This window comes from Spirosoma humi, from assembly GCF_054776575.1.
On record NZ_BAAHBR010000008.1, the window covers coordinates 893,985 to 912,973 of the forward strand.

The following is an 18,989-nucleotide window of genomic DNA, read 5'->3' on the forward strand; positions in this document are numbered from 1 at the left end:
AGGGAAGATTAAAATTGAAAGTAAATAAATTGATTGGCGGTGAAAACGCCGAAGAAGTAGCAGATAAGAACCAGCACCGGGATGAGTACCCAAAACGCCCGATTGTCGGCCCGTCGGATAAACGTTATCCAGCGGGGTTCCAGTAAGAGGCTTCCAATCAGCAGAAAACTAAACGCGAGTTCTGTTGGCTGAATCGAGATTTGGGTTGGTCCCGTAAAATCGAACGTTAAAATCTTGCGCAGAACAATCAGGGCGTCGGTGGTGGTGGCCGCTCTGAAAAATACCCAGGTCAGCGTAACCAGCAGGAAGGTCATGAGCTGGTTGGTTCGATAGCCCACCAGGCTGTTAAGCTGAAGTTTGGTTTGTTGATGGGCTTCTTGTCCCGGCTCGGGCGTGCCGTTGCGTTTATGTCTGGATAATATTTGGCCGAGGGTCAGATACAGGCCATGAAGCAAGCCCCAGATGACAAATTTCCAGTCGGCCCCGTGCCAAAGCCCACTCAGTCCGAAGACCGCAAACGTGTTTACGTAGGTACGGGCCGTGGAGCGCCGATTACCACCCAGCGGAATGTAAACATAATCACGAAACCAGGTCGAAAGCGAGATGTGCCACCGACGCCAGAAGTCGCTGATCGATGCGGCCAGGTAAGGCGTATCGAAATTTTTCATCATTTTGATTCCCAGCACGTTACCTGCCCCGATGGCTATATCGGTATAACCGGAAAAGTCGCAGTAAATCTGAATGGAATAAAAGAAGGTTGCCAGCAGAAGTGTCGCGCCATTAGCTGTCGAAACATGGCTAAAGGCTGGGTCGACCACCAGCGCCATTCGGTCGGCAATGACTACCTTTTTGACAAAGCCACCCGCCATCATCAATAATCCGTACCGGACACGCTCCCAGTCGAAGGGATGAAATTCGCGAAACTGGTGCAATACGTTTTGCGGCCGTTCGATCGGTCCGGCTACCAGTTGCGGATAGAACAGCACATACAACGAGTAGATACCCAGGTTTCGCTCTGCTGCCTGTTTGCCTCTGTACACCTCAATCGTGTAGCTAATGGATTGAAACGTGTGGAACGACAAACCAATAGGCAGTATGATGCCGGGCAACAGATCGCCCAGCATAGGGATGGGATTGACCAGACCCGCGTTCGTTAAAACGGCTGTGAGCTGCTGGTTGAAGAAGTCGTAATATTTGAAGAAAGACAATAAGCCGATGTTGGCAATCAGGCTGATAACCAGCAGTACTTTCCTGCGTGAACCCTGGGATTGTTCAATGAATATGCCCGCAGCGTAATCGATCAGAATGACTACGCCTAAAATGAGCAGATAAACTGGGACGAAGGCCATGTAGAAATAGCAACTGGCTACTAGCAGCAGTAGCCATCGTCCGCGTAAGGGTAAGCTAAAATAAGCAAGGGTAGTGAATAAAAAGAAGAGAAGAAAATGCAGTGAATTAAAGAGCATTCTATAGTAGGTTAGTACAGAGGGTATTACAAATAAAATACTATATACATGGATACTCAAATTTTTTGCCGATTAAGTTAATGATTAATGTATTTTTGTTTACATAAGGCATTGATTTTTAGTGGTTTAGGCCTATGGGTAAAAAGGAAGGGATAAAAAGATCCTCAGCGTTAAGTAGGTGCTGTCGGGTAGAGGGCGTATCAGGATGGGAAACCGATTAACGCAACCAGCAGACCTTAGTAGCCAGGGCTAGTGGTTAAACCGTTGCGTTTATTAAATAAAAATTCCCCCCTTTCTTAACTTTCAGAATGCTAAGTCGTTTTGTTGTAAACAACCTATCGAACGTTATGAAATGTATCCTGATTTGTGCCGGTCTTTTGTGCAGTACGGTAAGCATTCGTGCGCTGGGACAAAGTAACCAGGCCCCAACGATGCAGCAATCGACCTCAACGACAGATACACGACAGGCTAATCCGGTTCGGCCGAAGATGAAGCCCGCCAATCGGCAGGAGCGTCTGAAAATGGAGGCCGGTGTGGACTCGACCCTGCCTAAAAATCGGAAGCAGAAACGATTACGGCCGGATTCGCTGCGCCGGGGGGGCGCTACGAAGGTGGACAGCGTTCGACGGTAAGCTTTTGTGTAGACTATTTTCAGTGACCAAACTCAACAAAACGGTATGATTAAAGTATTGCTCGGTGTCTTGCTGATGGCTACTCCTGCCCTAGCTCAGACAACACCCCAAACCGCTAAAACAACCACGCCGAAAGCGACCTCTGGTTCGGCTAATACGACTAAACCTATGTCTGCTTCGGCCTCTGCACGGTCAAAGAAGCCCATTCCAGCGCCTTCGCTGAAGGATAACCTGGAAAGTAAAGACAATGCTATCCCTTCTTATAAAAAAGAAAAGGATGCTGGTGTTCAAAAGACCCGCAACCGGTATAAGCCCCGCCGAACGGAATCCGGAGCCCGAAAAGATACCCTGATTGATCGGCGAAGGAACCAATAGAAAGGTATGCCCGCAATAAGGCCCTGTAGCTGGAATACGAATGCGTTCCGGCTACAGGGCCTTACTACTTCTTTTTCGCTGCTCTCTCAGCTTTTCGCTTTGCCCGCTTCTGTTGGCGTTCCGCTTTTCGCTCGGCCCGTTTTTCTTTTCGCTCCGCCTTTCGTTCGGCCCGCTTGGCCTTGAAATCGTCTTTAAAGCTTTTGACCGCATCCTGAAGGGTGATGTTGTTGTCGAATTCACCCTTGAATGCTTCAATATACGCATTGCGTAATACGCCGAAAATAGTTGGCCAGGTAGCGGTTTTAATATCATCAATGGTACCATTGAGCGGAATACGGGTCGCTACTTGATCGTGTTTCTGATTTTTAAGAATAGCCGTTCCGGCCTGCGCCACCAATTCCGTGAAGAACTTGCCGACGGACCGACCCTCATGCTCATTCAGTTTGAAAATCTGCATGTTCTTCGTCAGCGGCTTGAGGTAGCCATTGAGCTTGCTATTGAGCATGGCCATCTCGCTGTAAACGCTTACCGTTCCGCGCTCAAAATCGAGATTGGCATAGTGACGGGCGAGCGGATTAAGTTTCACTAATTGCAGATCGCTGAACCGAAGCTTGTAATCGAAGTCCGGTACTTCTTTCAGCAGGTTCATATTTGCCGAAAAATTCACGGTGCCCCCATAACCCGGCACATCGCCTGAGGCTTCGACCGGAGACGGGAGCTTGTTATTCTTGTCTTCTACATTCCGGATATTCCGGATTTCACCCTGAAATTTCTGGATAGACAGGTCGGCGCGGGGTTTCGTAACCAAACTTGTCAGATTGACTTCACCGTTGACAACCGCGAACCGGTTGATGCTGATGGGCAGCAGTTTTTTCAGATAAGCCGTCCAGTCAACGTCGGCTCCCGTCTGGTTACTGGATTCACTTTCGCTGAAGGCAAAGTTGATTTTTGGCTCATAGCACTCTACTTCGCTAACCAGTTTCCCTTTAAACAGTGATTTCCACTCGACGGATAAATCCGTTTTGGGAATAAAGAGAAACGGCTCTTTTAGCTTCCCATTTATTTTGCGAATGTTCAGCTTGTCGAGCTGATAGGCCCCCCGAATAAGCTGAATATCGATATCGTCGACATGACCCGTGTAACTTCCCATATCGGCCAGCGTTTTGTTGACATACCGCAACACGAAATAGGGGAGCAATAGCCGAGCAATGATGAGCAGTACGACAAGCGCAAGGACAATTTTTGTTGTTCGTTTCAAAACGTTGATTTTCTTGGTGTAACGCTTTTATAAACGAGCAATCATATAAATAGTTGGCTTCAGTACGGGACTTTACATCAAAGTTCTGCACCGAGGCCAACTATTTATAGTTGATTTTATTGCGTTATACGTTATCGTCCATTCGGCGAAAACCGGCGCCCATCGAGGGTTGTGTATTTGAAATCCGTGGACCCATTGAACCGGGTATCGTCAAAGTTGGTGCCCCGTGGCAGGTGCGTGTATTTAAAATCGGCGTTGCTACTGAAGCGAGCCTGGCTGAAATCGACGCGCTCGTCGAATTTAGTGTATTTGAAATCGGCGTACCGCTCGAAGGCTACTTTCCGAAACGAGGACGACTCCTCGAATTTACTATATTTAAAGTCGGCATACTCCCCGAAGGTCGAGCCGCTGAAATTGGCCTCATTCCGAAATTTGCTGTACTTGAACAAAGCACCCTCCCGAAAATTATTGTCGGTAAAAATTGCCCGCTGACTAAAATTTGAATACTTGAACGCGGCATCGTCATTGAACGTACAATTATCGAAGGTAACCGCTTCGTTGAAGTCGGTATTGTATACTTTGTTCGTCATGTTCAGGAGACGCCCTTCCTGATTTTCTGCCCGGTAGGCTAGAAATTTACCCTTGAACGTACAGTTTTTAAAGGTCAACGGCACGTCGACTGTACTCAGAAATTCCTGCGATTCACCTCGCCAGTTACCCTCGCGTACTTCTTTTCGATTGGCCAGGCTGGTCAGGTCGAGGTCGCCGGTAATAGTAGCGTTTTGATAGGAGATGGCCTCCCGGCGGTTGATTTTGGCCATAATATCGCTGGCACTAACGGTCGTCTGGGCCAGAACAGGTGCCACGACAGCGCAGGCAATGAGCAGGGAAAGGAAAATCGTCTTCATGCGTTTGTATCAATCTTGTGGTTGATTTTTACCAAAGATGCAAAGGCAAGGGAAAAAGTTGCTTGGGGCTAAAACAATGATGCCAAACCGAATTTCGTGTTTGGCATCATTGTTTACGAAAAGGCGGTGTTCACTGGCTTAATCCAACCACATCACTTTATCGTATGCTACTTCATAATCGAGCTCTTCCAGGGCGATCAACCCCGCGAAGTGACCGGTCTCGTCGGTCTGGACGGCATTCCACAGGCCCGATGCATCGCGCAGAAGCAGCCGGTAGCCATACAGCGGATGAAGCGTGTCGGCGTCGGTTCGATGATCCCAACCCGTTTGAAGTTCGATAGCAAACGCGATTCTGTCCATTACCTCACTCATCTGGCCCGCCAGACTATCGGTTCCATCCAATTCTTCAATCCATAACACCAGCCCATCGGTTCCCCAGTCAAAATGGAGTTCGGTAGGGGTGAGGGTGATGATTGATGCGTTCATAACGGTTTGTTGTTTGTCTGTGTCTGGTTTGTCATTCGGGCGGCTCCCCGCCACAAATTCCAGTGGGAAAACGCACGAACGACAAACGCTCGTTAGGCACTCATACTCCAGGCCGGTACAGCCAGCGGTTCAATAGTCTGCTCATCGCGCCATTTGCGGAGCCAGAAGCGGTATTTCTTACGGCCGTACTCAATAAAGCCCGGAATCGATGTTGCATCGACGGCAAATAGCCGATACGGGCTTTGTTTCATAATGCCGATAAATACAAAGCGAAATTGCTTCGTCGTACCCCACTCGCGTCCGTCGGCGTGGCGTAGGCTGTCTACATAAAAAGCCGCCTGCCGGTCGTAATCATATGTGTAACACGATTCCAGAAACTGAGCCTGGGTGCGGGCCGAGGTTGTTTTCAGATCGATCACCATGGCATTCCGGCGCTTGGGGCTGGTATAGACCATGTCCAGGCGCGCCTTGCAGGCAATACCGGTTGTCGGATCGGTAGAGAGGACAATACGCTCACGTTCCGATAGCCGCAGATACCGTCGGCAAAAGCCATCCTGCCGAATCGTCTGCATCAGGGTTTGCAACTGTTTGGTTTGAGCAGGCGCAAGCCCGTCAGCTTGTAAGGCCGGGTCCATCATGTCGGGCAGAAACTGCGATAAAACCGTACCGATCGTTTCGGGTTCGAGCAGGTGCTGATGAAAAGCCCGCCCAAACGCCTTGGTCTTTTCCGGAATGAACCGCGCCGAAGGCACTGACCAGTACCCCAGATGTTCTTCTTTCAACCGGGTCAGATCGGAATTTGAAACACGCGGCAATGCCCGGTAATCGTCACCGGGCAGTATGAGCGGCTGGGGCAATGGTGTTACCAGTTGAGAAATCATAAGCGAAGGGAAAACGTTGAAAAAAGAGTACGATCACAAACTACCCGGCTGCCAGTAAGGCTGGCTCTTCTACGGTGTTTATGAAGGGATTATAGTAGTTCATGGCCGTCTTGATGTTGGCAATGTCTGTCAGGGTTTCCTGACGGAACACTTTAACCTCCTGCGCGAACTGTTTCAATTCTTTCGTCTTCTCCACATCAGCCATCTTGTAGGTGAAGTTGGCGATGTAATACACGCCTTTAGGCTGAATTTTATTATTCTCTTTCTTCTCGGCAACGGCGGTAATGACCACGTCGGCCAGCGTCAGGTCGTCGTAATAAAGCGGTTCGATCAGGCGAAAAATATTATCGACTGAATAGCCGTGAAATAGTACGGCTGATACGCAGTTCCGTTCGTCGATAAAGAAAATTTCCGCCCAGTTTTTGGTGCCCATATTCAGGATGTTGTCCGTGAAAATGCGCCAGGCAATTGGCTGAAACGTCAGGGTACGCCCCAGTTTTTCATTGCCGTTGATATTGAACACACCTTCCTTGGCATCGAACCGATATTGACGGGGATGGCCCTCCAGATATTTATACCTATTTACGACCTCGCCAGTCAACTCGTGAATCTTTTGATACGGTTTAAGTTCAATACCGCTTTGAATTGTCTCGATTTGGCTTTTGTTTTGTGTGTTCATTAGTATTTGTTGTTTACTGTTCAAGCAGGGGACCCATTTTGAGGTCCCTTTTGCCTTTTTAGGGCCTTGTGTTTACTGATTTAAATTTACATACTTTTGTGTAAAAAAACAACCCCGGTTTATAAGTATTCCTGAAGCCGTGAAAGCCTTATTATTGCCTTGTTTAGGCTTTTTTAGGGTCGTTGAAAAGAACGCCGTACAACCGACTCAGGCCCTCCGCATTTTTGCTCGTTTTTACATATAAATCTGTAAATTATGACAATCAACCTCCGCCTTCAGCAGCTCATTGACTCGCTCGACATCAGTGTGCTCGAATTTGCCCGGCAACTGGGCGAACACCGGGGTGAGAAAGTTTATCATATTTTACACGGTCGACTGAAACCCCGCTACGATACCCTCGAGAAAATTCTGGCAGCCTACCCCCAAGTGAATGGCGACTGGTTGCTGCGGGGTGAAGGCCTGATGTTTAAAGCCCTTGATTCGCCCTCAGCCGCGATCACAACCGAAGAGCGACTGCGGAATATGGAGTTCCTTTTATTTCAGCTTAACGAGCGTGTGGCGCTGTTGCAACAAACCAACGATCAGCTTCTGGCGGAGATAAAGGGAAAGAAAGACTAACAACGAGTCGGGTAGTCGTAGGAGGCACGTTCCGTTGCGTCGCTTCAACCACTTTCCAAACAACCGCTCTCCTTTCGGGTTATAGTTTGAAAAAACACTTAACGCTATGGCAACTACATCACCGTTCGACCCGGATAAACTAGATCCTGAATTTTATTCCCGTGACCCTAACCAGCATGGCGATTCCGATTACGGTCGTGAGTCGGAAGGCGTTGGGAATAATTCATACCAGGGTTCTACATCGGGTATGGATATGGAAACGGAAAACCTGAACATAACGAAGGATACCCGTGAGGCAAACGAAGGGACAGGCCGCGTGGGTGAACCAAAAGGCGAAAGCCTGGGCGGAACGCAGGAATGGGACGTCGATGCCGATGCCATTTCTGACCAGCCCAAAGGCCGCATGATGAGCGATGAGGCCGCTAAAAAGCTGGGCGAAGTAGCGGAGAACCCTTCCGATGACGCGCTGCTGCACCGAGCCGATGCAACCTACCTCGAAGAAGGAGACAGACCCGGCGAGGGCTACGATCCCCACAACGTGGGCTACGACAGTAAAGAAAAATCAGACGGTTAGGCACACAACGAGACCTAAGTTTGAGAAGGATATAATGCTAAAAAAAGCGGCCGGGTCAGGACCCGGCCGCTTTTTTTAGCGTAAGGCGGTACGGCTCATCTTTATCCTGCCGATTCTTTCGTAAACTTGTCGTTTAATTATTTAGCCAGCGGACACTTGCTCCGCTACTGATTTGCTCATCGAAACCCGTGCCTATGCCCGGGCGGGACTACTCGGCAACCCGTCCGATGGATTTTTTGGTAAAACCATTGCCATTTCTGTGCGCAACTTTGGGGCGTCGGTAACGCTTTATCCATCACCCGAGCTGCATATTGAGCCCCAACTGCAGGATACCAACGTATTTCGTAGTCTGTATCACCTGCGCGACTCGGTCAGTACGCTGGGCTACCATGGAGGTGTTCCGCTGTTAAAAGCGGCTATCAAGAAATTTGCCGAATACTGCGAAGCTGAACACATTCGACTTCCGAACCAGAATTTTTCGATTCGGTATAACACATCTATTCCCCGGCAGGTTGGCCTTTCTGGCTCCAGCGCTATCATTGTCGCTACCTTTCGGGCCCTCATGCAATTTTACGGCGTGGAGATTCCTCAGCCGATCTTACCCAATCTGGTGCTGGCTACGGAGGCCGAAGAGCTGGGTATTACGGCTGGTCTACAGGATCGTGTAATTCAATGCTATGAAGGTTGCGTCTACATGGATTTCGACCGCGATACGATGGAGCGTCAGGGTTATGGCCAGTACGAACCGCTCGATTCGCGCCTGTTGCCCAGGTTGTACATTGCCTACAACACAGATCTGGGCAAGCAATCGGGGCGGGTGCACAACGATGTTCGGGCGCGGTGGCTAAAAGGCGAACCAACTGTGGTCGAGACGATGAGCGCCATTGCCGATGTTGCCCGCGAGGGACGGGAGGCCATGCTCCGGCAGGATGGCAAAGCACTCAATGAACTGGTGAATCGTAATTTCGATCTGCGGGCAAAGATTTATAACATCACCGACCGCAACCGAAGCCTGATCGAAACCGCCCGTGGGTGTGGGGCCTCGGCTTCGTTCACGGGGTCAGGAGGATCCATTATCGGTCTCTACCGCGATGATGCCATGCTGAACCGGCTTTTTGTGGAATTAAAGAAGATCAATGCACGCGTTATCAAACCCTATGTAGTTTAATTAGGAATGATTGAATGATAGAATGATAGAATAGCTACCGCGAACATCATTCAGGCATTCAATCATTCAATCAGTCAAAAATGATAAAGAAAGCCGTTATTCCCGCTGCCGGTCTTGGAACCCGGTTTCTGCCCGCCACAAAGGCGCAGCCCAAAGAAATGTTGCCCATTATCGATCGCCCAACCATCCAGTATGTGGTGCAGGAAGCCGTTGATTCGGGCATCGAAGATATTCTGATCATCACCGGAAAAGGAAAGCGGGCTATCGAAGATCATTTCGACCGGAACTACGAACTCGAAACCCGGCTTGAAGAAAAAGAAGACCAGTTGCTGCTCGATGAGATGCGTCGGCTGTCGGATATGGCTAACCTGCACTATGTTCGCCAGCGGGAACTCAACGGGCTTGGCGATGCCATTCGGTATGCCCGCCATCATGTTGGCAATGAGCCGTTTGCGGTATTGCTCGGCGATACCATCATGGATTCGGTTATTCCTGTAACGCAGCAACTGATCGACACCCACGCTCAGTTTGGCGGGTCTGTCATTGCTGTTGAAGAGGTGCCGCACGATAAAGTAAATCGCTACGGAATTGTGGGAGGGAAGTCGCTGAGTGATCGGATATTTGAACTGGACACGCTGGTTGAAAAGCCATCCATCAGCGAAGCCCCATCGAATCTGGCTATTGCCGGACGCTATATTCTGACGCCCGAAATTTTTGCCATGCTGGAACAAACGCCGGTTGGTAAAAACAACGAGATACAACTCACCGATGCAATGCTTCTGCTGCTGAAGCGCGAGAACCTGTATGCACACCGAATCGAAGGCAAACGCCACGACATAGGTAATAAGCTGGATTTTCTGAAAACAACCGTTGAATTTGCCTTGAAACGTCCCGAATTTGCGGAACCATTTCGGGCGTTTCTCGAAGAAATCATTAAGAAATAAAACGAACAAGGCCCCGTGATGAGCGGGGCCTTGTTCGTTTTACAGGTACTCACCTCATTCGCACGCTCAGGGCCGCTTCATCGTCTTCCCCTTTGGTGAATCCATTTCCCGGCGTCGAGTCGGGGTCGGGGGGGGATGCGCTGAATATCTGTGCGCGCACGGTTCCCTGGCTTGGTACCCGTGCGTACAGGATCATGGTGGTAGAACTATTGGCCGGGATAGTGCCCACGGAGCCTGTCACGATTTGCCCATTACTAGTTAATCCCGAGGTGACGGTCAACTGCCAGCCTGTGGGAAGCTGCGTTTGTACGTTTACATTGGTGGCACTGGCTCCCCCCCGATTGCTGACGGTCAGGCTCAGGCTGATCACCTGATTCGTGGTGGCAACCAAACTACTTGCGGTAATGGCCAAACTCAAATCGGCCTTATTCGCATCGGTAGGCGGTTGGTTTTGCCGGATAGGGGGCAGGGGAGCCTGGTTGGGGTTGGCCGACGCAACGATAGGGCCACTGGCACCGGGTGTCCGTAAGTCGACCATGGCAATGTCATCCTGTCCGTCGCCAGTGCCGGAATTTGGCTGGCTGTCGGGATCCAGTTGGGCACTGGCCGTAATCTGAGCTGCCGTGGCAAAGGTTCCCTGTCGGCTAGGCTTAACGCGAAAGATAAACGGCTTACTAACTCCGTTCGGCACGGTGCCGGCATTGATGGACACGGTGTTGGCTGATGCGCTCGTAGCCGTCGTTGTGGCATCAACGAAGTCCATTCCCGTTGGCAATAAACTTTGGGCTCTTACATTGGCGGCATCGGCGGGGCCGCTGTTGGTGATCACAAGTGTGATGGTAATGGGCTGGCTGGGCACGGGTGTTCGGCTACTGACACTCATGCTCATAGAGAGATCAGCTCCTCCGGGACAGAGAGTTAACGACTGGCTGGGGGCGCTGGCCACCGCCGGGTTACTTCCCACCACCCGAATGCGGTAGTTGGTTCCGGGCGGTATCGAGGGTGACAGCGTAGCCGTAATTGGACTGGTTGTTTTAGTACCAATGATTGTTTCGTTGGCAAAAGACCCATTAGCATCCGACAATCGCACGCTGAATACGTTGCCGCTGTTCATCGTGCTATCTGTTACATCAACGGCCACATTGAACGAGCCACTAAGGCAGGTCGAGTTTAAGGAACCGCCAATGGTCAGAACGGGAGGAATGGCTCCAATGGGTTCCATCGGATAATAGAGAATCTGTCGCCCGTCGAGTACTTCCGTCTCGAACGATAGACCCGGTCCGGTGTCGCCCTGGCGACGAACGGAGAACCGGTATCTGCCCGGCACTACACCCGTTACGCCGGCCGTCGGGGCCGGATACCCTTGGATGTAGTTGAAGTCACTGAAGGAATCGAAGTCGGGTGCCTGCGAACTGGGTGGAACGACAAGCCAGTTGGAATTAATAAAGGGATTACTGAAAAGACTCTCCAATTTAACTTCTACAGGGGCTGTTGCCTGAACCAGCCCCCAAAATGTGGTAGCGCCTTTTTCGTACCGATAACCGAAACGACGGATGACCGAATCGGCGGTTCCCATCATAATCGGTTGTCGAATTATTGGCAAGGCAATACTGGGACTTGCATCCTGTTGTACGTTAAAGGGTTCACCCAAAGTACCTAAAACGGCCGGCCGGGTTGAGCGCGTACGTAGCCGATACTGTCCGTTAGGCAGGGTAAAGGGCAGGGTTACCAAAATAGGATTATCCGTGCTCGGATCAGACTCAACAACTACCATTCCATCACTGGCTCGGACAACCTGCGCAACATACTTGTTGTCAGATTCGTGTGGATCGCTGCGTAAGGAAGCAACCGCTACAATTTCGCCCGGTCGGCGGGTGAGGGGTAACGTATAGCCAGTGGTTATCTGCCCGGATTCGTCCGTGGGCAGGAAGGGTATCGAATTCTGAAAGAAAGAAGCCGTCAGGCTGGCATCCCAGGCTTCGGTAAAGCGGATACGACCAATTCCCCGGAAGTGGATATCGTCGGAGCGATTGTCATAACCGGTGATATTGTCGGTAGCGGGTCCCGCAAATACGTTCGTTACCGTGCTGATCAGCTGATTCTGGGCGTTAATCACCTGTGGATTTGTTTGACCAAGTATGTAACTCGCCCGTGATATAACCCAGGCTAATGGTTTCGAGCCAACCTGCTGACGACTTTTGTCGATGACGTATTTCATGTTGTCGAAGTACGTTTGGGTCGACGAATTGATATCACTCTCCCCCTGGTGCCAGAGAACGGCTCGTGCCCCTGTTCGGGCAACGTAGTGGAGAAGAACTGCCCCCAGACGACGGTAAACAGATGGGTTTGGGGTGGTTCCGATATTGCCCGCAGCCGACTGTTGCCACTCGGTACTACTGGTGCCGCCAAGAGCAGCGCCAATGAAGAGGACCGGAACGTTGAGCCGCTGCACAAGTTTATCGCCTAGTAGGCCATACATGTGCGGAGGTTGGCTCGGACCCATATTAGAGCCGTAATTGATATTGCTAAATTGGAGCGGTAAGAGCTGTTCACTCAGGCTATCCTGCTTAAAGTCAACGCACATAACCCGATCATCGGTGGCGGCCAGCCCCCGCTCAAGGCCGCCATAGGCGTTTGATTGACCCGCAATGATAAATACCTCGCCAACGCCTACCCGGTTGACCTTGGTTTGGGAAAGAATGGTGGTGCCCGCTTTTGACCGAACGTCCAGCCGATACCAGCCAGCCGATACGGTTACTTTCCCCCGAAAGGCTTTCGAACCGGTCAGAAAAGTCAGGGAGGTCCAAGCGGTAACACTTCCCTGACCAGTAGCCAAAGGGACAAAACGAGCTTCGACCGCAGTTGCTGTTGGCGAAGCCATACCTGTTACTGTTACCACGGCTTCATTCGCTAAATTGCGTTGGAATACCATACGGGGAACAGGACTCGTAACGTTGAGCTGAGCAAACAAGGGCACCGAAAAAAATAGACACAAAAGTCCCCATACCGTCGCCCATCGGAGAAATACGGTCATGAATGTTAATATTAATAGTTGAATAAAGCTATTTAGTTATGTGCAATTATTGTGCCTCTATTGTTACCTAAGAGATTAATTTGTCTTAATTAGTTTTATTTATAAAATCAATGGTAACAAAGAGTAAGGTGCTATGCATCTATGTCTGGTACAACCGATTGACAATCAGAGATGTATATGGATTTTAATAAACGATATACTTGGTCGTCGGCTGTATATACTTATATACTCATAGCTTGCTGTGGATTTTTTTTTGTCTTACAGACGGCTTGGTCTTCGTTTGGTAACCAAATAGAGAAAAAAATTGATAAAAAGCCGCTCGAGCCGATACGTTCGCCAGCGGATACGCATCAAGTCGACCTGCGCCCGAATATCGTGCTGATCGTATCCGACGATCATGGCCGTGAAGCGCTTGGTTGTTACGGAGAACTGACCGCTAATCAGGCAACGGTTAAAACGCCCCGCATCGACCAGCTGGCGGCCGACGGCGTTCGTTTCTCAAATGCGTTCTGTACAACGGCTAGTTGCAGCCCCAGCCGGTCTGTCTTGCTGACGGGTGTACACAATCATGCCAATGGCATGTATGGGCTGGAGCATCAGAAGCCCCATTTCAGCTCATTTGATACCGTTCGTTCGTTGCCCGTGCTGCTCGAACAGGCAGGCTATCGCACCGCCCGAATTGGTAAACTACACGTGGCTCCCGAGCAGGTTTATCATTTTCAGCAGGTACTGAAGGGGGGAGGAGTCAACGACCCGGCGTCGATTGGCCGCAGCCCCGTAGAGATGGCCCGACTTTGTTATTCATTTCTGGATACGAACTCCGTACAGTCGAACAGGCTAGGGAGCCCATTTTTTCTTTATTTCGCTACCGACGATCCACACCGTAGCAATACGGTGGCGGCAGATGGTTCGCCCGTTTTCGATGGGTCGAAACCAAACCTGTTTGGCAATCGACCCGGCGGCTATCCGCAGGTTGGGGACCATTTTTACCAGCCCCGCGAGGTTCGGGTGCCGCCTTACTTACCCGATACGAAAGCTTGTCGGGCCGAACTGGCTCAATATTACGAGTCAATCAGTCGCCTTGATGCGGGCGTCGGCCGCCTGATCGACTACCTGAAAGATACTGGCCAGTATGACAATACCCTGATCGTTTACCTGTCCGATAATGGCGCGCCTTTTCCGGGCGCGAAAACAACCCTGTATGAGCCGGGTATGCGCTTGCCGTGCATCATAAAACTGCCTAAACCGCAGAAGCGCGGATTGGTACAGGATGCCATGATTTCCTGGGTCGACATAACGCCTACGCTTCTCGATTTTGCCGGTGTCTGGACCAGTGGTGCAGGAAAACAGGGACGGTCGTTCAAGGGAATTATTGAGAAGGAGAATGTCTCGGGTTGGGATGAGGTGTATGCGTCTCATTCCTTACACGAAATAACGATGTATTACCCAATGCGGGTGGTCCGCGAACGACGGTATAAGTTGATTGCTAATCTGGCCCATCAGCTTCCGTTCCCGATGGCGCTCGATTTATACAACTCCTTTACCTGGCAGGACATCCTGAGGACGAAGCAGAAACGATTTGGCAAACGAGCGGTGGCCGCTTATCTGCAGCGGCCACCATTTGAGTTGTACGACCTTCAGACGGACCCCGATGAGGTGAAGAATCTAGCTACCGATCCTCGCTATCGGGATGTGTTAAACCGTTTGAAAACCAAATTAAAGCAGTTCCAGCAGCAAACCCGTGATCCGTGGTTATAAAATGGACCCGCGATTAACCGTGTGTTGAGAGGATTATGAAATCATTGACTTTACGGAAGGAGCTAAACAGGATTTAACCACGAAGGCCACAGAGAAAATAAGAACTCTGTGGCCTTCGTGGTTAAATCCTTTTATTTCGCTACGGTCGCAATTTTCAATTCGTTTAACTGCGCCTGTGAAATCGGTGAGGGCGAGTCGATCATGACATCGCGGCCCGAGTTGTTTTTCGGGAAGGCGATAAAGTCCCGAATCGAGTCGGCACCGCCGAAAAGCGAACACAGCCGGTCGAAACCGAAGGCAATCCCGCCGTGGGGTGGTGCCCCAAACTCGAAGGCATCCATCAGGAATCCGAATTGTGCTTTGGCTTCTTCATCGGAGAAGCCCAGAATGCTGAACATCCGAGCCTGCAAATCGCGGTTGAAAATCCGGATCGAACCGCCACCTACCTCGGTGCCGTTGATGACCAGGTCATAGGCATTGGCCCGAACGGCTCCCAGGTCGCTGTCCAGCAACGGAATATCTTCGGGCTTGGGCGAGGTGAAGGGGTGGTGCATGGCAAACCAGCGCTGCTCTTCTTCACCATATTCCAGCAAAGGAAAATCAAGTACCCAGAGCGTACTGAACACGTTAGGATCGCGCAGGCCCAGACGGCTTCCCATTTCCAGACGCAATTCGCTCAATTGCTTGCGGGCTTTGGCACAATCGCCCGATAGAATCAGCATCAGATCGCCGGGTTTAGCACCGAAATGAGCGGCCCAGCCTTTCAGATCCGCTTCGGAATAAAACTTGTCGACGGATGATTTTAAACTTCCATCCTCGTTGTACCGAACATAGATTAGCCCTTTGGCACCCACTTGCGGACGTTTGATCCAGTCGGTCAGTTCGTCAAGCTGTTTGCGGGTGTAGTGAGCACAACCGGTTGCGTTGATACCCACGACTAGTTCGGCCGAATCAAATACGCCAAACCCTTTGCCCGATGTCATATCGACCGTATCGAAAGTGCCTTTGAGTTCCACGAACTCCATGCCGAACCGCGTGTCGGGTTTATCGGAGCCGTAAAACTTCATGGCGTCGGCGTAAGTCATGCGGGGTACGGCAGCCATGTCAATGCCTTTAACGGCTTTGAACAGGTGCCGAACCAGCCCTTCAAACATGTTCAAAATGTCTTCCTGCTCCACAAACGACATTTCGCAGTCGATTTGCGTGAACTCAGGCTGGCGGTCGGCGCGGAGATCTTCATCGCGGAAACACTTTACAATCTGGTAGTATCGGTCGAAACCCGATACCATCAGCAACTGCTTGAACGTTTGGGGCGATTGGGGTAGGGCGTAAAACTCACCCGGATTCATCCGGCTGGGCACGACAAAATCCCGTGCCCCTTCGGGTGTCGACTTGATCAATACCGGGGTTTCGACCTCAATGAAGTCTTGCCCATCCATGTACACCCGCGTTTGCTGGGCCATGCGGTGGCGCAGTTCCAGGCTCCGCCGAACGGGATTCCGGCGTAAATCCAGATACCGGTATTTCATGCGGAGATCATCGCCCCCGTCGGTTTCGTCTTCAATCAGGAAAGGCGGCAGCTTGGCGGGATTCAGCACCTCCAGCGCCGTTACTTTCAATTCAATATCACCCGTTGGAATATTGGGGTTCTTCGATTTTCGTTCGATAACCGTTCCTGTCGCTTTTACGACAAATTCCCGGCCGAGTGAACGGGCCGTCGTAAACAATTCGGGGGCGGTTTGCCCGTCTTCGAGCAGCAGTTGGGTAATACCATAACGGTCACGGAGGTCAATCCATAAAACACCGCCTTTGTCGCGGATTGTCTGAACCCAGCCGCAAAGGGTGGCCGTCGTGTTGTCGTCAGTAAGGCGGAGTTCTCCGCAGGTGTGCGTCCGAAGCATTAGTTAAAAGGCGAAAGAGTGAAAGAGTGAAAGAGCGAATGTCTGTAGCGTCCTATAGTCCGCTCGTTCACCATTCGCTCTTTCGCGCTTTAAATTCTGCCGCAAAGGTACAGACTTCGATCGCACTGGACAAGGCTACTTTCGGTAATCCAGGGCTGGTTTTCGATCGCCGAGCAGGGCCTCGTATTTAAAGTTAGCTCCGCGCTTCTGTATCCATTCGGCGCGCGCTTTCTCGATGAGGGCCGGAGACTTGTATAAATCCAGAGCGGTAAGGGCTAACGTCTTGGCCGCTACGATCATGCCTTTCTGCCCGATGCTCATGCCACTGGCTGCCGTCGACTGCCAGCTATGCGCCGATGATCCCGGTACCCAGGTGGCCGTTTGCAGACCCACCGTTGGGACGGTCCAGCTCACATCACCAACGTCGGTCGAGCCACCACTGGTCGCGCTTTCGGAGGCATCGCGGAAATCTTTTACCAGCGCTGCGTTGGTTACAGGTACTTTTTGCTCACCAAATGTCTCGCTGATTTTTTCGGCAAATGCCGTTTCTTCGGGTGTATAGGTGACACCACCAACCGTTTTCAGATTCTGGTGCATTACTTCCGCCAGTGTCACGTTGGGGAGCAGGTTAAACACCCCCCCGAGTACTTCCCATTCTACTTTGGTGCCGGTTCCTTTGGCCGCCCCTTCGGCTGCGTTCTCAATTCGTTTCCAGACGCTTTGCAGAATGTCGCGGTCTTTATGACGGGCGTAATAATAGACTTCGGCGTAGGCCGGAACCACGTTCGGCGCGTCGCCCCCTTTAGTAATCACGTAGTGAATGCGGGTGTCCTGCGGGATGTGTTCGCGCATCATGTTCACCATGTAATCCATGGCTTCAACGCCATCCAGCGCCGACCGGCCCCGCTCGGGCGAAGCAGCCGCGTGGGCGGCAATACCCCGAAAACGAAACTTGGCGTTTTTATTCGCCAGCGACGTACCGGCATCGGCGGCATTCTGCGAACCGGGGTGCCAGTGTAAAACGACATCGACATCGTTGAACAGCCCTTCGCGCACCATGTATACTTTACCGGCTCCACCTTCTTCGGCCGGGCAGCCATAAATTTTGATCGTTCCCGAATGACCCGAGGACTTGAGCCAGTTTTTTACTTCTACGGCAGCGGCCATCGAAGCCGTCCCGAACAGGTTATGGCCACAACCGTGTCCACCGCGCTGGCCCTGTATAGGCGTGAAATCGGGTTTGGCTTCGGTTGCGAGTCCAGGCAGGGCGTCGTATTCGCCCAGGATGCCGATGACGGGTTTGCCCGAACCATACGTGGCCACAAAGGCCGTTGGAATACCCGCTACGCCCGTTTTTACGTCGAAACCTTCTTTAACCAATTGTTCTTCGAGAAGTTTAGAACTCTTCTCCTCCATATAGCCTAATTCGGCGAAGTCCCAGATTTGCTTCGAGATACCGGCAAATTCGGGTGACCGTTTGTCTAGGTCGGCCAGAATTGCCTGTTTGTCTTTATCGACGGTTGTTGCGGCTTTTTTCGGCTTGGATTGGGCAAAGGCCAGCATGGGCAGCAACAGGGCGGCAGTAAGGAATTGTGTTCTCATAGAGTTAGTTGTATTCGGATAATAGGTATCGATAATCCATAAAATTAGGATAAAAACCCCAATCCATCAATTTGGTAGGGAAATTATTGGTATAGGCCAAATAAAAAATGGTTTCTTACTTTGGGGCATTGTTGAAAATGGTAGGATAAAGAAAAAAAGATGAACCACATAGGCACGGAGAATATAGAGGTTATCCCCTGGAAAGTAATCTGTAAAGTCGCCACCCCTGGCCGATGCTTTGCCCGATTCTTTAAGCAGAATAGCCGATTCTTCTTGAGCAGACCGGTCAACACAACGCCCACCACTCGCGACCCAAACGTGTAGGCTGCCGAGCGGAATAGCGCATCGATGGAGGGGCGGAATCGGTTTTCTTTAGGCCCTTTTTTTACCAGCACCCGATCTTTCTCGACCAGCAAGTGATGGTCGGGCGGGGCCAGATAGATATAGCCTGGCTCGATTGGATCGCCATCCGTAGGGTGCACGGCTTTCAGCAGACCGGCGTCAGACTGATGGCGTAAGGCGAACATGCTGGACGATGAAAGTAGGAGCCCTGAAATCAGTCGACAATGTGGTGGCTAACTCTTTGAGAGTCAGAATCCCTCCGGCCGAGGAACCGATAATAACTATATCCCGTTTTGTCATTCTTATCGGTGGTTGAGTGTTTACTAACTATTCAGTTCGCCCTTTTTTTCTTTTGCGACTATT

18 protein-coding genes are annotated in these 18,989 nt (G+C 51.0%); 7 read left to right on the top strand and 11 right to left on the bottom strand.

Annotated features, from left to right (window positions below):
• Positions 1–8 precede the first annotated feature (8 nt).
• On the bottom strand, positions 9–1,466 hold the full coding sequence (locus ACYU8Y_RS12440) for an MBOAT family O-acyltransferase (RefSeq protein WP_460937585.1): 1,458 nt from the start codon (positions 1,464–1,466) through the stop codon (positions 9–11).
• 347 nt (positions 1,467–1,813) lie between these two features.
• On the opposite strand from ACYU8Y_RS12440, the gene ACYU8Y_RS12445 reads away from it, so the two are divergent.
• Together ACYU8Y_RS12445 and ACYU8Y_RS12450 are read left to right on the top strand one after the other, a co-directional pair.
• Positions 1,814–2,098, top strand: coding sequence for a hypothetical protein (locus ACYU8Y_RS12445; RefSeq protein ID WP_460937587.1), 285 nt, complete (start codon positions 1,814–1,816; stop codon positions 2,096–2,098).
• A gap of 45 nt (positions 2,099–2,143) precedes the next feature.
• Positions 2,144–2,473 carry a hypothetical protein gene (locus tag ACYU8Y_RS12450; RefSeq protein ID WP_460937589.1) on the top strand — a complete coding sequence of 110 codons (330 nt, stop codon included), beginning with the start codon at positions 2,144–2,146 and terminating at the stop codon, positions 2,471–2,473.
• A gap of 64 nt (positions 2,474–2,537) precedes the next feature.
• Here the strand turns inward: ACYU8Y_RS12450 and ACYU8Y_RS12455 are convergent, their stop codons facing one another.
• From ACYU8Y_RS12455 to ACYU8Y_RS12475, 5 genes are all read right to left on the bottom strand, one after another.
• Positions 2,538–3,731 carry a DUF748 domain-containing protein gene (locus ACYU8Y_RS12455; protein ID WP_460937591.1) on the bottom strand — a complete coding sequence of 398 codons (1,194 nt, stop codon included), beginning with the start codon at positions 3,729–3,731 and terminating at the stop codon, positions 2,538–2,540.
• 131 nt (positions 3,732–3,862) lie between these two features.
• Complete coding sequence (locus ACYU8Y_RS12460; protein ID WP_460937593.1) at positions 3,863–4,639, bottom strand: pentapeptide repeat-containing protein; 777 nt, start codon at positions 4,637–4,639, stop codon at positions 3,863–3,865.
• Between the two features lie 138 nt (positions 4,640–4,777).
• Positions 4,778–5,125: a hypothetical protein gene (locus ACYU8Y_RS12465; protein WP_460937595.1), complete on the bottom strand. Its 348-nt coding sequence runs from the start codon at positions 5,123–5,125 to the stop codon at positions 4,778–4,780.
• 92 nt (positions 5,126–5,217) lie between these two features.
• Positions 5,218–6,006: a PD-(D/E)XK nuclease-like domain-containing protein gene (locus ACYU8Y_RS12470; RefSeq protein WP_460937597.1), complete on the bottom strand. Its 789-nt coding sequence runs from the start codon at positions 6,004–6,006 to the stop codon at positions 5,218–5,220.
• A 40-nt stretch (positions 6,007–6,046) separates the two neighbouring features.
• Positions 6,047–6,685 (bottom strand): hypothetical protein, encoded by a 639-nt coding sequence (locus ACYU8Y_RS12475; RefSeq protein ID WP_460937599.1) that lies wholly within the window; start codon positions 6,683–6,685, stop codon positions 6,047–6,049.
• 255 nt (positions 6,686–6,940) lie between these two features.
• Between ACYU8Y_RS12475 and ACYU8Y_RS12480 the strand changes: the two genes are divergently transcribed.
• From ACYU8Y_RS12480 to galU, 4 genes are all read left to right on the top strand, one after another.
• Positions 6,941–7,303, top strand: a complete 363-nt coding sequence (locus ACYU8Y_RS12480) for an XRE family transcriptional regulator (RefSeq protein WP_460937601.1) — start codon at positions 6,941–6,943, stop codon at positions 7,301–7,303.
• 106 nt (positions 7,304–7,409) lie between these two features.
• A complete protein-coding gene (locus tag ACYU8Y_RS12485) occupies positions 7,410–7,877 on the top strand; it encodes a hypothetical protein (protein WP_460937603.1) in 468 nt (155 codons plus the stop codon).
• Between the two features lie 172 nt (positions 7,878–8,049).
• Positions 8,050–9,045 (top strand): mevalonate kinase family protein, encoded by a 996-nt coding sequence (locus tag ACYU8Y_RS12490; protein WP_460937605.1) that lies wholly within the window; start codon positions 8,050–8,052, stop codon positions 9,043–9,045.
• Between the two features lie 80 nt (positions 9,046–9,125).
• Positions 9,126–9,989, top strand: coding sequence for a UTP--glucose-1-phosphate uridylyltransferase GalU (galU, locus tag ACYU8Y_RS12495; protein ID WP_460937607.1), 864 nt, complete (start codon positions 9,126–9,128; stop codon positions 9,987–9,989).
• 49 nt (positions 9,990–10,038) lie between these two features.
• Here galU and ACYU8Y_RS12500 read toward each other — a convergent pair whose 3' ends face one another.
• Entirely contained in the window at positions 10,039–13,023 is a 2,985-nt protein-coding gene (locus ACYU8Y_RS12500; RefSeq protein WP_460937609.1) for a sialate O-acetylesterase, read from the bottom strand.
• Positions 13,024–13,398: 375 nt separating this feature from the next.
• Between ACYU8Y_RS12500 and ACYU8Y_RS12505 the strand changes: the two genes are divergently transcribed.
• On the top strand, positions 13,399–14,781 hold the full coding sequence (locus ACYU8Y_RS12505; protein ID WP_460937611.1) for a sulfatase family protein: 1,383 nt from the start codon (positions 13,399–13,401) through the stop codon (positions 14,779–14,781).
• Between the two features lie 131 nt (positions 14,782–14,912).
• Here ACYU8Y_RS12505 and aspS read toward each other — a convergent pair whose 3' ends face one another.
• The 4 genes from aspS to ACYU8Y_RS12525 all read right to left on the bottom strand — a co-directional run bounded on the left by aspS (position 14,913) and on the right by ACYU8Y_RS12525 (position 18,926).
• Positions 14,913–16,682, bottom strand: a complete 1,770-nt coding sequence (gene aspS, locus ACYU8Y_RS12510; protein WP_460937613.1) for an aspartate--tRNA ligase — start codon at positions 16,680–16,682, stop codon at positions 14,913–14,915.
• Between the two features lie 135 nt (positions 16,683–16,817).
• Positions 16,818–18,284 (bottom strand): amidohydrolase, encoded by a 1,467-nt coding sequence (locus tag ACYU8Y_RS12515; protein WP_460937615.1) that lies wholly within the window; start codon positions 18,282–18,284, stop codon positions 16,818–16,820.
• A gap of 83 nt (positions 18,285–18,367) precedes the next feature.
• A complete protein-coding gene (locus ACYU8Y_RS12520; protein ID WP_460937617.1) occupies positions 18,368–18,811 on the bottom strand; it encodes a chemotaxis protein CheB in 444 nt (147 codons plus the stop codon).
• Positions 18,786–18,926, bottom strand: a complete 141-nt coding sequence (locus ACYU8Y_RS12525) for a chemotaxis protein CheB (RefSeq protein ID WP_460937619.1) — start codon at positions 18,924–18,926, stop codon at positions 18,786–18,788. The genes ACYU8Y_RS12520 and ACYU8Y_RS12525 overlap by 26 nt, the downstream gene beginning before the upstream one ends.
• Positions 18,927–18,989 lie beyond the last annotated feature (63 nt).